The sequence below is a fragment of the Bradyrhizobium sp. AUGA SZCCT0176 genome, assembly GCF_018130145.1.
Lineage (GTDB): Bacteria > Pseudomonadota > Alphaproteobacteria > Rhizobiales > Xanthobacteraceae > Bradyrhizobium.
Map to the genome: position 1 here is coordinate 22,806 of NZ_JAFCMB010000005.1, position 15,365 is coordinate 38,170.

The following is a 15,365-nucleotide window of genomic DNA, read 5'->3' on the forward strand; positions in this document are numbered from 1 at the left end:
TGATGCCGCCACGTCTGACCGTCCGAGATATCGCTTTCTTTGAACGCCCGGTGACTTTTGCCCGGCCGTTCCGGTTCGGCGCCGTCGTCATCAACGCGACGCCGCAGATGTTCGTGCGGGTCGAGATCGAGGTTGAGGGAAAAGGCAAGGCGACAGGTGCAAGTGCCGAGTTTCTCGTGGCAAAATGGTTCGACAAGCGGCCGCATCTCTCACCACAGGAGACGATCACGGAGTTGCGGCGCTCGCTGCTGATCGCGCGCGAACTCTATCTGGCGCAATCGGGCTACGAGACCGCGTTCGGCCTGCATGCGGCCTGCATCGGTTCGCAGATCGCCGCTTGCGCCAAGGAAGACATCCCGCCGCTTGCGGCCGCCTATGGCCCTGCCGAAATCGACAAGGCGATCCTCGACGCGCTGCTGCGCGCGACCGGCGCCAACTTCTTTGACGGCATGGCTGATAATATCGCCGGCGTCGATGCGCGGCTGTCGCGCGACCTCGGCGATGAAGATGTTTCGCGCTTCCTTGTCCGCCGTCAGCGGCTGGCGCGCGTCGCGATCCGGCATACGGTCGGCATGGATGATCATGTCGAAGGCGAGGGCGGTGTTGCCGATGTCAGGGAAAATTCCGGCGCACGATACTTCAAGCTCAAGCTCAATGGCGATCCCGTCCATGATGCGGAGCGCCTGACCCGCATCGGCAGAGAACTTGCCACGCTGCCGTATGATTACAGCGTCACGCTGGATGCCAACGAGCAATATGCCGATCTCAGCGTGCTGGGCGCGCTGGTCGAGCGCCTCGACCGCGACGGTGCCCTGAAGCCGATCGCATCACGACTGCTCTATATCGAGCAGCCGATGCCGCGCGATATCACGCGGCAGTCGCCGCTCCGCGCGCTCGCCAGCCGCGACTTCATCGTCGATGAGGCCGATGATTCCTATGACGCGTTCCCCGCGGCGCGCGCGCTGGGCTATCGCGGCATCTCCTCGAAATCCTGCAAGGGCATCTACAAATCGGTCATCAACGCGACCCGCGCCGCCAAATGGAGCGCGGATGGCGACAAGGCCTTTATCGCCGGCGAGGACCTGACCTGTCAGGCCGGGCTAGCCGTGCAGCAGGATCTGGCGCTTGGCGCGCTGATCGGCGTCACCCACGCCGAGCGCAACGGCCATCATTATGTTGATGGGTTTGGTGATACGCCCGCTCCTGAGGCGGAAGCGTTTCTAACCGCCCATCCTGATCTCTATTTACGCGACGGCAAGAAAATCCGCCTCGCGATCCATGACGGCGATCTCCTGACGGGATCGCTGACGACACCAGGCTTTGCCACGTCAGTGCATCCGGGCTGGTCCGCGATGTCGCCGCTGGAGCGGCCAAAGCCACGCATTCCAAGGGAGCAAGCGATATGACGACCAAACGCCTCGGCCTGATCATGAACGGTGTGACCGGCCGCATGGGGCTCAACCAGCATCTGATCCGCTCCATCGTCGCGATCCGCGACCAGGGCGGCGTGGTGCTTGGCAATGGTGACCGCATGATGCCGGACCCGATCCTGATCGGCCGTGATGCAGATAAAGTGGAGCGTCTCGCCAAGCGCTTCAACGTCGAGCGCTGGTCCACCGACCTCGACAAGGCGCTGGCCGACAAGAATGACACCATCTTCTTCGATGCTGCGACCACGCAGGCGCGGCCCACGCTGCTGACCAAGGCGATCAATGCCGGCAAGCACGTCTATTGCGAAAAGCCGATCGCGACCAATCTCGAGGAGGCCGTTGCGGTGCTGCGCCTCGCTGCTGCAAAAGGCGTCAAGCACGGCACGGTGCAGGACAAGCTGTTCCTCCCGGGCCTCAAGAAGCTCGCCTTCCTGCGCGACTCCGGCTTCTTCGGCCGCATGCTCTCGGTGCGCGGCGAGTTCGGCTATTGGGTGTTCGAAGGCGGCTGGCAGGAGGCGCAGCGGCCGTCCTGGAATTACCGCAGCGAGGACGGCGGCGGCATCATCCTCGACATGGTCTGCCACTGGCGTTACGTGCTCGACAATCTCTTCGGCGAGGTCGAGAGCGTGAGCTGCACCGGCACCACGGACATTCCCGAACGTTTCGACGAGAAGAACAAGCAATACAAGGCGACCGCCGACGATTCCGCCTACGCCACCTTCCGCCTCAAGGGCGGGGTGATCGCGCACATCAACATGTCCTGGGTGACGCGGGTCTATCGCGACGATCTCGTCACCTTCCAGGTCGACGGCACCCATGGCTCGGCGGTCGCGGGGCTGACCGATTGCGTCATTCAGGCGCGGCAGGCGACGCCACGGCCGGTGTGGAATCCGGACGAGAAGCGCACGCATGATTTCTATGCCGATTGGCAGACGCTCCCCGAGAACGTCGTCTACGACAACGGCTTCAAGGAGCAGTGGGAAATGTTCATTCGGCACGTTTGCGAGGACGCGCCCTACAAGTATACGCTGCTGGAAGGCGCCAAGGGCGTGCAGCTCGCGGAATGCGCCTTGCAGAGCTGGCGCGAACGGCGCTGGATCGACGTCGCTCCGATCAAGGTGTGAGGTGAAGCCATGAACAAGCCGGTAATGCCTGTCTCGTCGCTGTCGCTGAAACTGCCGACCGCGAACCGCAGCATCGAAACCTATCGCCTGGCGGCGTCGCGGATTTTCCCGGCGCGGCTCGAAGGCACAATGAACCGCGTGGCGTTTTCGGCGGCGCATGTGGTCGCCGATCCCTTTGCCGACAATGATCCGTGGCTGACGGCGGCGATCGATTGGGACAAGACCATCGCGTTCCGCGAACACATCTGGGACCTCGGTCTCGGCGTTGCCGAGTCGATGGACACCGCGCAGCGCGGCATGGGGCTGGACTGGCCGACCTCGCTGGAATTGATCCAGCGCTCGGTGAGGGCTGCCAGGGCGAGGAGCAATGCGCTGGTGTTCTCCGGCGCCGGCACCGACCACCTCGCGGTCGAGGATGCTGAGAGTATCGACGACGTGATCCGCGCCTATGAGGAGCAGATCGCGGCGGTCGAGAAAGCCGGCGGGCGCATCATCCTGATGGCCTCGCGCGCGCTGGCGAAGATCGGCCGCAATGCCGACGATTACGCCAAGGTGTACAATCGCGTGCTGTCGCAAGTCCGCGAGCCCGTGATCATTCATTGGCTCGGCGACATGTTCGACCCGGCGCTGGCAAATTATTGGGGCACCTCGAGCCTCGATGAGGCCATGGACATCGCGGTCGGCATCATCAACGCCAACGCCGCCAAGGTTAATGGCGTCAAGGTTTCGCTGCTCGACAAGCAGCGCGAGATCGACATGCGCCGCCGGCTCGACAAGAATGTAAAAATGTATACCGGCGACGATTTCAACTATGCCGAACTGATCGCCGGCGACGACAAGGGCTTTTCGCACGCGCTGCTCGGCATCTTCGATGCGATTGCGCCGGCGGCGTCCTACGCATTGTCGCGGCTGGCGGCCGGCGATGAGGCCGGCTTTCACGACGTGCTCGGGCCGACGGTGCCGCTGTCGCGGCATATCTTCAAGGCGCCGACCCGGTTCTACAAAACGGGAATCGTGTTCATGGCCTATCTCAACGGCCACCAGGACCATTTCACCATGGTGGGTGGGCAGGAGAGCACGCGCTCGACGCTGCATCTGGCCGAACTGTTCAGGTTGGCCGACCAGGCGGGCCTGCTCGCCAATCCGGAACTGGCAACACGGCGGATGAAGACCGTGCTCGCGACACGCGGCGTTGAGGCCTGATGCGGGATTTTTCGAAAGACCATCGCTGGCTGTCGCTGAACACGGCAACGGTCCGCAAGCAGGGCGACCTCATCGCGATCATCGAGGCCTGCGCGCGGCATGGCATCCGCGCCATCGATCCGTGGCGCGATCAGGTCGCCGCCGTCGGCCTCGAGCGTGCCGCGCGGGCGGTGCGCGATGCCGGGCTGGAATTGACCGGCTATTGCCGCGGCGGCATGTTCACGGCGGATGCTGCCCGTCGCATCGAGGCGCGCGACGACAACCGCCGCGCCGTCGACGAGGCCAAGGCGCTGGGCGCGCCCTGCATCGTGCTGGTCGTCGGCGGACTACCGCAATATTCGCGGCCGGGCAGTGCGGTCTCAAAGGATATCCTGGCAGCCCGCAGCCAGGTGCAGGACGGCATCGCCGAGATGTTGGACTATGCGAGAAGCGCAAACATGCCGCTGGCGATCGAGCCGCTGCATCCCGCCTATGCTGGCGACCGAGCCTGCGTCAATACGACAAAGCAGGCGCTCGATATTTGCGACGCGCTCGATCCGAAACGATCAGGCGCGCTCGGCGTCGCGCTCGACGTCTATCACATCTGGTGGGATCCGGAATTGCTGCCGCAGATCGCGCGCGCCGGCAAGGACCGCCTGTTGGCGTTCCACGTCTGCGACTGGCTGGTGCCGACCAAGGACATCCTCAACGACCGCGGCATGATGGGTGACGGCGTCATCGACATCAAATCGGTGCGTGCAGCCGTCGAGGCGCAGGGCTTTGAAGGGTATTCCGAGATCGAGATTTTTTCGGAGGAGTGGTGGCGCAAGCCGATGGATGAGGTGCTGCTGACCTGCATCGAACGGCACCGGTCGGTGGTTTAGGTTTATGTCGTCCCGGCGAAGGCCGGGACCCATAGCCACCGATGTTGATTGTTGAGGAGGGTGGCTGGAATGCCAGCTGGTCTAACCACGAAAGCCTGTGGTTATGGGTCCCGGCCTTCGCCGGGACGACGGCGGAGAGTATCTCAAACAAGCCGCTTGCGGATCATGTCCTCGATGGCGGCGAGTTCGCGGTTGGCTTTGTGAAGCTGGGCCTCGGCGGCCTGCGCGCGGAACTCGGCTCCGATCGCATGATCCTCGGCGCTTACGATACGCTTTTCGGCCCGCTGCATGGCTTTCGCCATTTCCTCGAGCCGGGCATTGAAATCATTGATCAGTTCGCGTCGCGCGCGCTCGGAAGCGTCGCGTTGCTTTTCGGCCAGCCGCAGCCGCTCGGTGGCGCTCTTGCACAACGACTGGGCGCGGGCTTCGGTCTCGCGGGCCTGGTTTTCGATGCCTTCGAACATCTCAGTGGCCTGCTGCATCAGGCTGAGCGCGGTGGTGCCGGGTCCTTTCGCGGGTTGCCGGGCAAAACTGACGACTTTCTCTTCTTCGTCGGGCAGCGGGGCGGGCGCGGAGGGGTAGCGGTAATCCCAGATGTCCTCACGAAGCTGCTGATTTGCGCGGTACGCCATACGGGAGGCCCTTTTTCGAAACGCCGGTGCGAAAAAGGTACGCAAACATGGTAAACCGGGGGTTAATTACCGGCCCAGGACAAAGACGGTGGAGGCCGGAATCGCTGATCGGGGCGGCGCAAACCCCGACGCCGGTGCAGGTGCAGGTGAGGAAGATCGGTCCAACACCGAAGCTTGTCAGACAGCCTTGCTGACTATTTCTTTTTGCCCGAGCCAAAACCCGACTGCAGGCTTCCGACGCCCTTCTGGCTCGGCGCCGCCGCGATCGTCTTGATCTTTTCCTTCTTGGGCTTCTTCGCCTCGCGATTGTTCTTTTGCTCGCCCTTGGCCATGCCGGTCACTCCCTGGAGTTGATGCTTCGAAAGCATCGTGCCGGGCGAGGGTAGCAACTTGGCGAAGGATAGATACAGGGCGATCGTCCGAAAGCTGATTTAATTTGGGTCCATTGGCCTTGCCATGCCCTATGGTCACGCCGCGAATCCCTGGCAGAGCCGGATACAGCCAACAGCAAAGCGAGCCCGCATGAGCGACCGACTGGACAATTTGAAGAAGGCGAGGGATCGCATGCTCGAAGACCGCGATGCGCACGCCAAGGTGCTCGCGGCGCCGTTCGACCGCGACAAGGCCGAGCGGGCGCGCGCCAAATTCCTGGAGATGCAGGTGCTGATCGATGCGATCGACCGCGCGATCGCTGGAGAGCCGGCGACGGCGTAAGCAGGCTGCCGCCTACGACGCCCGCGTGCTTTCGCCGACCTGGCACGGCACGCTCAGAAATCCGCGGAAGCGGACGCGGCCGCCGCGCACCGGCTCGCCGTTCAGCGCATAGTCCGGAAACCGCGCCAGGAAGCGCGAGATCGCGATCGCGCCCTCTAACCGCGCCAGCGCCATGCCGGCACATTGATGCGCACCGGTGCCGAAGGCGAGATGCCGGTTCGGCGTGCGGCCGATATCGAGGTTTTCAGGGTCGGCGAACTGCTGCGGATCGCGGTTGGCGGCGCCGATGCACAGCGTCACCGGCGTGCCTGATGGCATTGCGATGCCGCCGAGTTCGACCGGCTCGACCGTCATGCGGTTGCCGAGCTGGTTTGAGCTTTCGAAGCGCAGCATCTCCTCGACCGCGGTCTTGATCAGGGCGGGGTTTTCGATCAGCCGCGCCTTCTGGTGCGGGTAATGCGACAGCGCCACCAGCCCGTTGCCGATCAAATTGGTGGTGGTTTCATGGCCGGCATTGAGCAGGAAGATGCAATTGTGCAGCAGTTCCTTCGAGGTCAGCCGCTCGCCATTGTCCTCACCCTGAATGAGGCGTGTCAGCACGTCGCGTTCGGGGTTGCCGGGTTTTGCGCGCCGCCGCTCGACCAGGATTTCGAGATAGCCAAGAAAATCCTTCACCGCCTTGTTGCCGCGCGCAAACGCCTCCGGACTGATCACGGGCTCCAGCGCGCCGAGGATGGCGAGCGACCAGTCGCGCAGCGGCTCGCGCTCCTCCATCGGCACGTCGAGCAGATTGCCGATCACCTGGATCGGGATGGCGGAGGCGAAATCCTCGATCAGTTCGACGTCGCCCCTGGCGGCGAGGCCGTCGAGCAGGCGGTCGATCAGCCTGATCAAATCGGGCTCCATCTCCGCGATCGCGCGCGGTGACAGCGCGCCCATGATCAGCCGCCGCACCCTGGTGTGGGCGGGGGGATCGTTGAAGACGAGGCTGGTGGTGTGGTGCTCGTAGAGCAGGCTGTCGCCGTATTTCGGCGCAAACTCCTTTTTCTTGTCGGACGAGAACACCTTGGTCGCCTTGTAGGCGGCGACCAGATCGTCATAGCGGGTCAGGAAGTAGCAGCCGTTCGGCAGCCGCTTGACGGGCTCGTTCTCGCGCAGGGCCCGATAGGTCGGATAAGGGTTGGCATAGAATTCCGGCGTCAGTTTCTCCAGGTCGAAATTCGCCGACAGCTCCCGTGCATCCCAGTTCATGGCGCGTCATGCTCTTTGCGAGACAGAGAAGGTGTGAAGCCCAGCGAGGTCGCGTGCATTAAATTAGTCGCATCTGCAACTAATTTAAACTCCGTCCCCGGGTCCGGGTCAACTCAAATTGAAGCGGGTAGGCGGCTTAGGCGCTCTTGTCAGGCGGCCTGCGGTCTACAGTCCTGTCTGATATGCACCCTGACAGGCAAATGCATTCCGGCGCCGATGCCCCCCGGGAGAGAACACCCGAGGGGCCTTGGATTGCAGCCGATTTAGGTCGAAATGTCCGGTTTGCGCTGCAATAAATCCTTGACTTGGTCAAGGTGAGTGATTACTCACACGCCCATGTCCAGCCTTCGCATGACGAGTGATTTACGGCGTCAATTGATATTGAGCGCCGCCAAGCGGTGCTTCGCCCGCAACGGCTTTGCCGGCACCACGACCAAGAGCGTGGCGGCGGCTGCTGCCATTTCGGAAGGGCTGCTGTTCAAGCACTTCCCATCCAAGGCGGCGCTCTATGCGGAAATCCTGGCGGAGGAGTGCGAGGCCGATCCGGATCTGGCCCATCTGCTAGGCCAGGCGCCCTCGACCGCGACGCTGGTTGAACTGATCAAGGGCATGGTCGGGCACTTCATGCAGATCTCCGACGGCCCCGACGAGGAAGAGGCGCAGCGGCTGCGGCTGATGACGACGAGCCATCTCGACGACGGTGAATTCGCGCGGCTGCTTTACGCCAAGGTCAGCGATCTGATCGGCACCGTGTTCACGGCATCGCTCGAAAGCGCCGTGGCGGCCGGCGATGCGTCGAAGATCGGCGATGAACCGCTCAACCTGTTCTGGTTTGCGCACCACACCGTGCTGATGGCCGCGCTGTCGCGGCTTCCGGCGGTGCCTGTTCTTACTTATGGCAACGCCGCCGATCTCGAACGGCAGCTTTGCCAATTCATCCTTCGCGGCATCGGACTCAACGAAGCCGCAATTGCTACGCATTTGGACCACGAGCCGTCGCCGAATTCGGGACAATCGGTAACTGCAGAAAGTGCATGAAATGAATATCGTAACCGAAAGCCACCTCAAGGGTCAGCCGATCGGCGACAAGGCGCGCAAGCGTCCGGTCCGGATGGTGCGCTGGTTCATCGTCGTCGGGCTGTTGCTGAGCCTGCTGGTCGGCGGCCTGGTCTGGTTCAATTATTTCCGCGGCAAGATGATCGCGCAGTTCTTCGCGAACAACAAACCGCCGCCGACCAGCGTCAGCGTTGCCGACGCGAAGTCCGAGGTCATACCGAACCTGTTGACCGCGGTCGGCGATCTCGCCGCCGTGCATCAGGTCAATGTCACCTCGGATTTGAACGGCCGTATTACCGAGATCATGTTCACCGCGGGTGCTGCCGTGAAGGAAGGCACCCCGCTGGTGCAGTTGTTCGATGGTCCCGAGCAGGCCGACCTCGCCAGCTTCAAGGCGCAGGCGACGATGGCGCAGCTCTCGCTCGAGCGCGCCAAGCAACTGGCAAGCCGCCAATTCGGGCCGCAGGCAACCGTCGACCAGGCGCAATCGGCGTTTGACCAGGCCAATGCCGGCATCGCCAAGACCCAGGCCATCATCTCGCAAAAGCAGGTGCGGGCCCCGTTCGACGGCGAACTCGGCGTTCGCAGGGTCGAGGTCGGTCAGTATCTGACGGCGGGAACGCAGATCGTTTCGTTGACCGATCTGTCGCGGCTCTATGCCAACTTCACCGTGACGGAAAAGGACAGCGGCGCGCTCAAGGTCGGACAGATCGTTCGTATCGCGGTCGACGCCTATCCGGGCCGCAAGTTCGAGGGCAAGATCACGACCATCGAGCCGCAGATCGCTACCGACACGCGCAACATTCGCGTGCAGGCGACGATCGACAACCCGGACCGCATCCTCAAGCCGGGCATGTTCGCGACCACCACCGTGGTGCTGCCGGACAAGCCGCCGGTCGTCACCATTCCCGAAACCGCGGTCGACTACACGCTGTATGGCGACTCCGTCTATCTCCTCACCGAGAAGAAAGAGGATGACGGCAAGACCAGCCTGACGGCGGTGCGCACCTTCGTGCAGACCGGCAACCGCATCGACGGGCGTGCCGAGATCCTGAAAGGGCTGAAGTCCGGCGATCGTGTCGTTGCGGTCGGACAGCTCAAGCTGCAATCGGGTGCCGCGGTGACGATTTCGGCCGATCCGGCGCCTGTGATTCCGGCGAAGCCGCCGCGCTATTGAACGTGACGGGGCCGAAGGCCGCGTTTGCAACATCAGGATTCAGGCATCGGTCTCGTGAAGGGACCGTGCCCACATGTTTGAACTGGATAACCAGCGATGGCCTTAACTGATATTTTCATCAAGCGCCCGGTTTTGTCGGTCGTCGTCAGCCTGCTGATTCTCTTGCTCGGTCTGCGGGCCGCCAGCGTCCTGCCGATCCGGCAGTATCCGAAGCTGTCGAACACGGTGATCAACGTCACCACCGTCTATCCGGGCGCGTCGGCGAATTTGATTCAGGGCTTCATCACGACGCCGATCGAGCAGGCGATCGCCTCCGCCGAAGGTGTCGACTACATCACGTCATCGTCGGTGCAGGGCACGAGCACGATCCAGGTCTACATCAAGCTGAATTTCGATCCGAACCAGGCGCTGACCGAAGTTCTCGCCAAGACGAACTCGGTCAAATATCTGATCCCGAAAGAATCCAACGATCCGATCGTGACCAAGACAACCGGTCAGACAACGGCCGTGATGTATCTCGGCTTCTCCAGCGAGGAGTTGTCCGGTTCGGCGATCTCGGACTATCTGACGCGCGTGGTTCAGCCGGTGCTGTCGACCGTCGACGGCGTGGCGTCGGCCGACATTCTGGGCGGCCAGACATTCGCGATGCGGCTGTGGCTTGATCCGATCAAGATGGCCGGGCGCGGCGTATCGCCGAGCGATGTCCAGGCGGCGATCCAGGCCAACAACTTCCAGGCTGCCGCCGGCCAGGCCAAGGGCTACTTCATCGTCTCCAACATTACGACCAATACCGACTTGCGGAGCCTTGATCAGTTCAAGCGGATGATCGTCAAGTCCAAGGACGGCGGCTTTGTTCGGGTCGAGGATATCGCGACCGTCGAACTGGCGGCGCAAAGCACCGACGCGAGTGTCGCGTTCAGCGGCGAGCGCGCGATCTTCATCGGCGTGCAGGCGACCCCGCAAGGCAACCCGTTGACGCTGGTCAAAGGCGTGCGTGCGCTGTTTCCGGAGCTGGAACGCAACTTGCCGCCTTCGATGAAGATGAAGGTGGCCTACGATTCCACCAAATTCATTCAGTCGTCGATCGACGAGGTGCAGAACACGCTGATCGAGGCGATGCTGATCGTCGTGGTCGTGATCTTCCTGTTCCTGGCATCGTTCCGTTCGGTCATCATTCCCGTCGTCACGATTCCGCTGTCGCTGATTGGCGTCTGCAGCCTGATGCTGGCGCTGGGCTTCAGCTTCAACCTGCTGACGCTGCTGGCGATGGTGCTCGCCATCGGGCTCGTGGTCGACGATGCCATCGTGGTGGTCGAGAACATCCATCGCCATCTGGAAGAGGGGAAAACACCGGTACAGGCGTCACTGCAGGGTGCGCGCGAAATCGTCGGTCCCGTGATCTCGATGACGATCACGCTGGCGGCGGTGTATGCACCGATCGGATTCCTCGGCGGCTTGACCGGCTCGCTGTTCCGTGAATTTGCCTTCACGCTCGCGGGCTCGGTGATCGTGTCCGGCGTGATTGCGCTGACACTGTCGCCGATGATGTGCTCGGTCCTGCTCAAGAGCGCCGAAGAGGGGCGTTTCGCCAGGATCGTCAACCGGGTGTTCGGCGCGATGACGCGCTGGTACGGAAGGCAACTCGATCGCTCGCTCGACTATCGCCCGATCACCGGCGTGTTCGCGCTGACGATCCTCGGTCTGGTCGGGTTCCTGTATATGAACACGGCCAAGGAACTCGCGCCCGAAGAGGACCAGGGCATTGTGTTCTCGGTGACAAAGGCGCCGAAATACGCCAACATCGACTATGTCGACTTCTACGGCGACAAGCTCGACAAGGCGTTTGCCAAATTTCCCGAAACCGACCTGCGCTTCGTCCTGAATGGCATCAATGGGCCGCAGGGCGGGATCGCCGGCATGCTGCTCAAGCCGTGGGACGAGCGTGAACGTTCCTCGATCAAGCTGAAGCCGCTGGTACAGGCGGAGATCAGCAAGATCGAAGGCGTCCAGGCGTTCGCGTTCAACCTGCCGCCGCTCCCGGGCGGGCCCGGTGGTCTGCCGGTGCAGATGGTGATCAATTCGACCGCGGGCTTCCAGGCCGTCTATGAGGAGATGAACAAGCTAAAGGACGCGGCGCGCAAGAGCGGCCTGTTCATCGTCTCCGACAGCGACCTCGACTTCAATCAGCCGGTGGTGCGGGTCAACATCGACCGTTCCAAGGCAAGCGATCTCGGCATCAACATGGCGCAGGTCGGCGCCACGTTGCAGACTCTGCTGGGCGGCAATTACGTCAATCGCTTCAACCTCGAGGGGCGCTCGTATCAGGTGATCCCGCAGGTGCCCCGCGGCATGCGGCTGTCGCCGGAATCGCTCGGCGGTTACTATGTCCCGACCAACACGGGGCAATTGGTGCCGCTGTCGACCATCGTGTCGATCGAGACCGCGACCGATCCGAATTCGCTGACGCATTACAACCAGCTGAACTCCGCGACCTTCCAGGCGGTGCCGATGCCGGGCGTGACGGTTGGGCAGGCGGTGGACTTCCTCGAAGGTGAAGCCAAGAAGTTGCCCGCCGGCTTCGGTCACGACTACCTGGCCGATTCCCGCCAATATGTGCAGGAGGGCAATCAGCTCGCGATCACCTTCGGTTTCGCGCTGATCATAATCTTCCTGGTGCTTGCGGCGCAGTTCGAAAGCTTGCGCGATCCGCTGGTGATCATGATCAGCGTTCCCATGGCGATCGTCGGCGCGCTGATCCCGCTGTTCTTCGGCATGGCGACGATCAACATCTATACCCAGGTCGGATTGCTCACCTTGGTCGGTCTGATCACCAAGCACGGCATCCTGATGGTGGAGTTCGCCAACGAACTGCAGCTCAAGGAAGGTCTCGACAAGCGTTCGGCGATCGAAATGGCGGCCCGGATCCGGCTGCGTCCGATCCTGATGACGACGGCGGCGATGGTCACCGGCCTGATCCCGCTTCTGACCGCAACGGGCGCAGGTGCGGCGAGCCGCTTCTCGATTGGTCTCGTCGTGGTCTCCGGCATGTCGATCGGTACGCTGTTCACGCTGTTCGTGCTGCCGGCGGTCTATGTCTGGATGGCCACCGACCACCAGGCCAAGGCTGGTTCGCAGCGGACGAAGGAAATCGCGGATTTCGATCTGGGAACGCCTGGGCTCAAACCGACCTGAGCATGGCAGGCGAATAGGACGAAGACGGCGGCGGTCCTGATCGCCGCCGTTTCGTTATGAGCTCCGGCTTGCCGCGGTGCGGCAAGAGACAAGCGCAAGGCTTCTTGATACCTTGGCCGGGATGAGCATTTCCCTGCATCCCGGCACTCCTGAGGGGCGCACGCTGGCGACTGCTTCGCCCGCGGAGAATGCTGTGCCCGCGCAGGGGGCGCCCGGGACCAAAACCCGCAGCCGGCTGTTCACCAAATACGTCGCGCTGTTCGTCGCCGTGGTGGGCGTGGCGCTGCTTTCCAACGGGATTTTCGAGGTTTTCTTCTATTATCGGGAGCACAAAACCTCCCTGATCCGGATCCAGCACGAGCAGGCCGAAGCCGCCGCCGCCAAGATTGGCCAGTTCATCAAGGAAATCGAAAGCCAGCTGGGCTGGACCACCCAATTGCCCTGGTCGGCCGGATCGCTGCAGGATCGCCGGTTCGACGCACTCCGCCTGCTGCGGCAGGTGCCGGCGATCACTGAGCTGTCGCAGGTCGATTCCACCGGCAAGGAACGCCTGCGGGTGTCGCGCCTGGCGATGGATGTCGTCGACTCCGGCCTCGACCTTTCCAAGGACCCGAAATTCACGGAAGCCGTCGCCAACAAGGTGTTTTACGGGCCGGTGTATTTTCGCCGGGAGTCCGAGCCCTACATGACGCTATCGCTGGCCGGCACTCGCAAGGATGCCGGTGTCAGCATCGCCGAGGTCAATCTGAAGCTGATCTGGGACGTTGTCTCGCAGATCAAGGTCGGCGAGCGCGGCCACGCCTATGTCGTCGGCTCGGCGGGACGTCTGATTGCCCATCCCGACATCAGCCTGGTGCTGCGCAACACCGACATGTCGAAGCTGACGCAAGTGCAGGCCGCCCGCACCGGCAGAACCAGCGAAGCCGTTGAATTGCAGGGCGCGCTGAACATCCAGGGGCAGGAAGTGCTGACAGCATCCGCGCCGATCACCCCGCTGGGATGGACGATGTTCGTCGAACTGCCGGTCAACGAGGCCTACGCCTCGCTGTACCAGGCGCTGCAGCGGCTTGCCTTGCTGCTTGCGGCGGCATCGATCCTTGCGGTGCTCGCCGGAATTTTCCTGGCACGTCGCATGGTCGGCCCGATCCAGGCATTGCGGGCCGGCGCCGAACGCATCGGCGGCGGCGATTTCGCCCAGCGCATCAACATCAAGACCGGCGACGAACTCGAAGGCCTCGCCAATCAGTTCAACGACATGGGCGCGCGGCTGCAGGAATCCTATGCCGACCTGGAGAAGAAGGTCGAGACACGGACTGCGGAACTGAGAGAGACGCTCGAACAGCAAACCGCGACGTCGGAAGTATTGGAAGTCATCAGCTCATCTCCGGGCGAACTGGATCCGGTGTTCCAGAAGATGCTCGAAAACGCTACGCATATCTGCGGCGCGCATTTTGGCACGATGAATCAGTACGACGGGAAGAGCTTCCGCAACGTTGCGCTCTTCAATGTACCGCAAGCGTATGTCGCACAGGCGGATGAGCCAATCTATCCGCACCCCAAGAGCGGTCTCGGCACGATTGTAAGAACGCATCAGGCGGTCCAAATCGAGGATCTTCGGACACAACAGCCCTATCTCGAAGGCCATCCAGCCGTTGTTGCAATGTCCGATCTTGCAGGGGCCCGGACCATTGTCATCGTGCCGCTGCTCAAGGAAAACGAGTTGATCGGCACGATTGCGATCTATCGCCAGGAGGTCCGGCCGTTTACCGACAAGCAGATCGCGCTTGTCAGCAATTTCGCCAACCAGGCCGTGATCGCCATCGAGAACACGCGGCTGCTCCGCGAATTGCGCGAACGCACCAAGGATCTGAGCGAGTCTCTCGACGAATTGCGCACCGCGCAGGACCGCCTGGTGCAGACCGAGAAACTGGCCTCGCTCGGCCAGCTCACCGCGGGGATCGCGCACGAAATCAAGAACCCGCTCAATTTCGTCAACAATTTCTCGGCGCTGTCGGCGGAACTGATCGACGAGCTGAACGATGTGCTGAAGCCCGCCGCGCTCGACGACAAGACCCGCGAGGAGATCGACGAACTCACCCATATGCTGAAGGGAAATCTCGAAAAGGTCGTGCAGCACGGCAAGCGTGCCGACTCGATCGTCAAGAACATGCTGCTGCATTCGCGCGAGGGATCAGGCGAACTCCGCTCCGCCGACATCAATGCGATCATCGAGGAGAGCCTCAACCTCGCCTATCACGGCGCGCGGGCGGAAAAATCCGGATTCAACATCACGCTCAAGCGCGATTTCGATCCCGAGGCCGGCATGGTCGATCTCTATCCGCAGGAAATCACGCGGGTTTTCCTCAATCTGATCTCGAACGGTTTTTACGCCGCGACCAAGCGCAAGGAGACGGGCGAGGAGGGCTTCGAGCCCGTTCTGACGGCGACGACGAAAAACCTCGGCAACAAGGTGGAAATCCGGATTCGTGACAATGGCACGGGTATCCCCTTGGAAGTGAAGGAGAAAATGTTCAATCCCTTCTTCACGACGAAACCCGCGGGCGAGGGAACCGGGCTCGGATTATCGATGAGTCACGACATCGTGGTGAAACAGCACGGGGGCAAGATCGACGTACGGACCGAGCCTGATGTATTCACCGAATTCATTATCACGCTGCCGCGAAAAGGCGTAGCGCAGGCATGATCCCGAAAAGTGGAGACCG

12 protein-coding genes are annotated in these 15,365 nt (G+C 62.2%); 9 read left to right on the forward strand and 3 right to left on the reverse strand.

Annotation, left to right across the window (positions count from 1 at the left end; all coding sequences use genetic code 11):
• The first annotated feature begins 2 nt into the window (after nucleotides 1-2).
• The 4 genes from JQ600_RS14005 to JQ600_RS14020 are packed head-to-tail and all read left to right on the forward strand — an operon-like array spanning nucleotide 3 to nucleotide 4,620.
• Complete coding sequence (locus tag JQ600_RS14005) at nucleotides 3-1,406, forward strand: hypothetical protein (RefSeq protein ID WP_212385807.1); 1,404 nt, start codon at nucleotides 3-5, stop codon at nucleotides 1,404-1,406.
• Nucleotides 1,403-2,554, forward strand: a complete 1,152-nt coding sequence (locus JQ600_RS14010) for a Gfo/Idh/MocA family protein (protein WP_212385806.1) — start codon at nucleotides 1,403-1,405, stop codon at nucleotides 2,552-2,554. Before JQ600_RS14005 ends, JQ600_RS14010 begins: the two co-directional genes overlap by 4 nt.
• Nucleotides 2,555-2,563: 9 nt before the next feature.
• Nucleotides 2,564-3,757 carry a dihydrodipicolinate synthase family protein gene (locus JQ600_RS14015; RefSeq protein ID WP_212385805.1) on the forward strand — a complete coding sequence of 398 codons (1,194 nt, stop codon included), beginning with the start codon at nucleotides 2,564-2,566 and terminating at the stop codon, nucleotides 3,755-3,757.
• Complete coding sequence (locus tag JQ600_RS14020) at nucleotides 3,757-4,620, forward strand: sugar phosphate isomerase/epimerase (RefSeq protein WP_212268489.1); 864 nt, start codon at nucleotides 3,757-3,759, stop codon at nucleotides 4,618-4,620. The genes JQ600_RS14015 and JQ600_RS14020 overlap by 1 nt, the downstream gene beginning before the upstream one ends.
• Nucleotides 4,621-4,763: 143 nt before the next feature.
• Here the strand turns inward: JQ600_RS14020 and JQ600_RS14025 are convergent, their stop codons facing one another.
• Both JQ600_RS14025 and JQ600_RS14030 read right to left on the reverse strand, forming a co-directional pair.
• Nucleotides 4,764-5,252: a hypothetical protein gene (locus JQ600_RS14025; RefSeq protein ID WP_212268487.1), complete on the reverse strand. Its 489-nt coding sequence runs from the start codon at nucleotides 5,250-5,252 to the stop codon at nucleotides 4,764-4,766.
• Nucleotides 5,253-5,446: 194 nt separating this feature from the next.
• The gene (locus tag JQ600_RS14030) at nucleotides 5,447-5,584 is read right to left on the reverse strand and encodes a hypothetical protein (protein WP_192737226.1); all 138 of its coding nucleotides are present in this window, start codon (nucleotides 5,582-5,584) and stop codon (nucleotides 5,447-5,449) included.
• Nucleotides 5,585-5,774: 190 nt separating this feature from the next.
• On the opposite strand from JQ600_RS14030, the gene JQ600_RS14035 reads away from it, so the two are divergent.
• Nucleotides 5,775-5,966: a hypothetical protein gene (locus tag JQ600_RS14035; RefSeq protein ID WP_211997564.1), complete on the forward strand. Its 192-nt coding sequence runs from the start codon at nucleotides 5,775-5,777 to the stop codon at nucleotides 5,964-5,966.
• A 12-nt stretch (nucleotides 5,967-5,978) separates the two neighbouring features.
• On the opposite strand, the gene JQ600_RS14040 is transcribed toward JQ600_RS14035, so the two are convergent.
• A complete protein-coding gene (locus JQ600_RS14040; RefSeq protein WP_212385804.1) occupies nucleotides 5,979-7,217 on the reverse strand; it encodes a cytochrome P450 in 1,239 nt (412 codons plus the stop codon).
• A gap of 336 nt (nucleotides 7,218-7,553) precedes the next feature.
• On the opposite strand from JQ600_RS14040, the gene JQ600_RS14045 reads away from it, so the two are divergent.
• The 4 genes from JQ600_RS14045 to JQ600_RS14060 all read left to right on the forward strand — a co-directional run bounded on the left by JQ600_RS14045 (nucleotide 7,554) and on the right by JQ600_RS14060 (nucleotide 15,346).
• Nucleotides 7,554-8,255 carry a TetR/AcrR family transcriptional regulator gene (locus tag JQ600_RS14045; protein WP_212268483.1) on the forward strand — a complete coding sequence of 234 codons (702 nt, stop codon included), beginning with the start codon at nucleotides 7,554-7,556 and terminating at the stop codon, nucleotides 8,253-8,255.
• A 1-nt stretch (nucleotide 8,256) separates the two neighbouring features.
• Nucleotides 8,257-9,450 (forward strand): efflux RND transporter periplasmic adaptor subunit, encoded by a 1,194-nt coding sequence (locus JQ600_RS14050; RefSeq protein ID WP_212268481.1) that lies wholly within the window; start codon nucleotides 8,257-8,259, stop codon nucleotides 9,448-9,450.
• A 96-nt stretch (nucleotides 9,451-9,546) separates the two neighbouring features.
• The gene (locus JQ600_RS14055; protein ID WP_212268463.1) at nucleotides 9,547-12,642 is read left to right on the forward strand and encodes a MexW/MexI family multidrug efflux RND transporter permease subunit; all 3,096 of its coding nucleotides are present in this window, start codon (nucleotides 9,547-9,549) and stop codon (nucleotides 12,640-12,642) included.
• A 121-nt stretch (nucleotides 12,643-12,763) separates the two neighbouring features.
• Nucleotides 12,764-15,346 (forward strand): ATP-binding protein, encoded by a 2,583-nt coding sequence (locus tag JQ600_RS14060; protein ID WP_212385803.1) that lies wholly within the window; start codon nucleotides 12,764-12,766, stop codon nucleotides 15,344-15,346.
• Nucleotides 15,347-15,365: the final 19 nt, after the last annotated feature.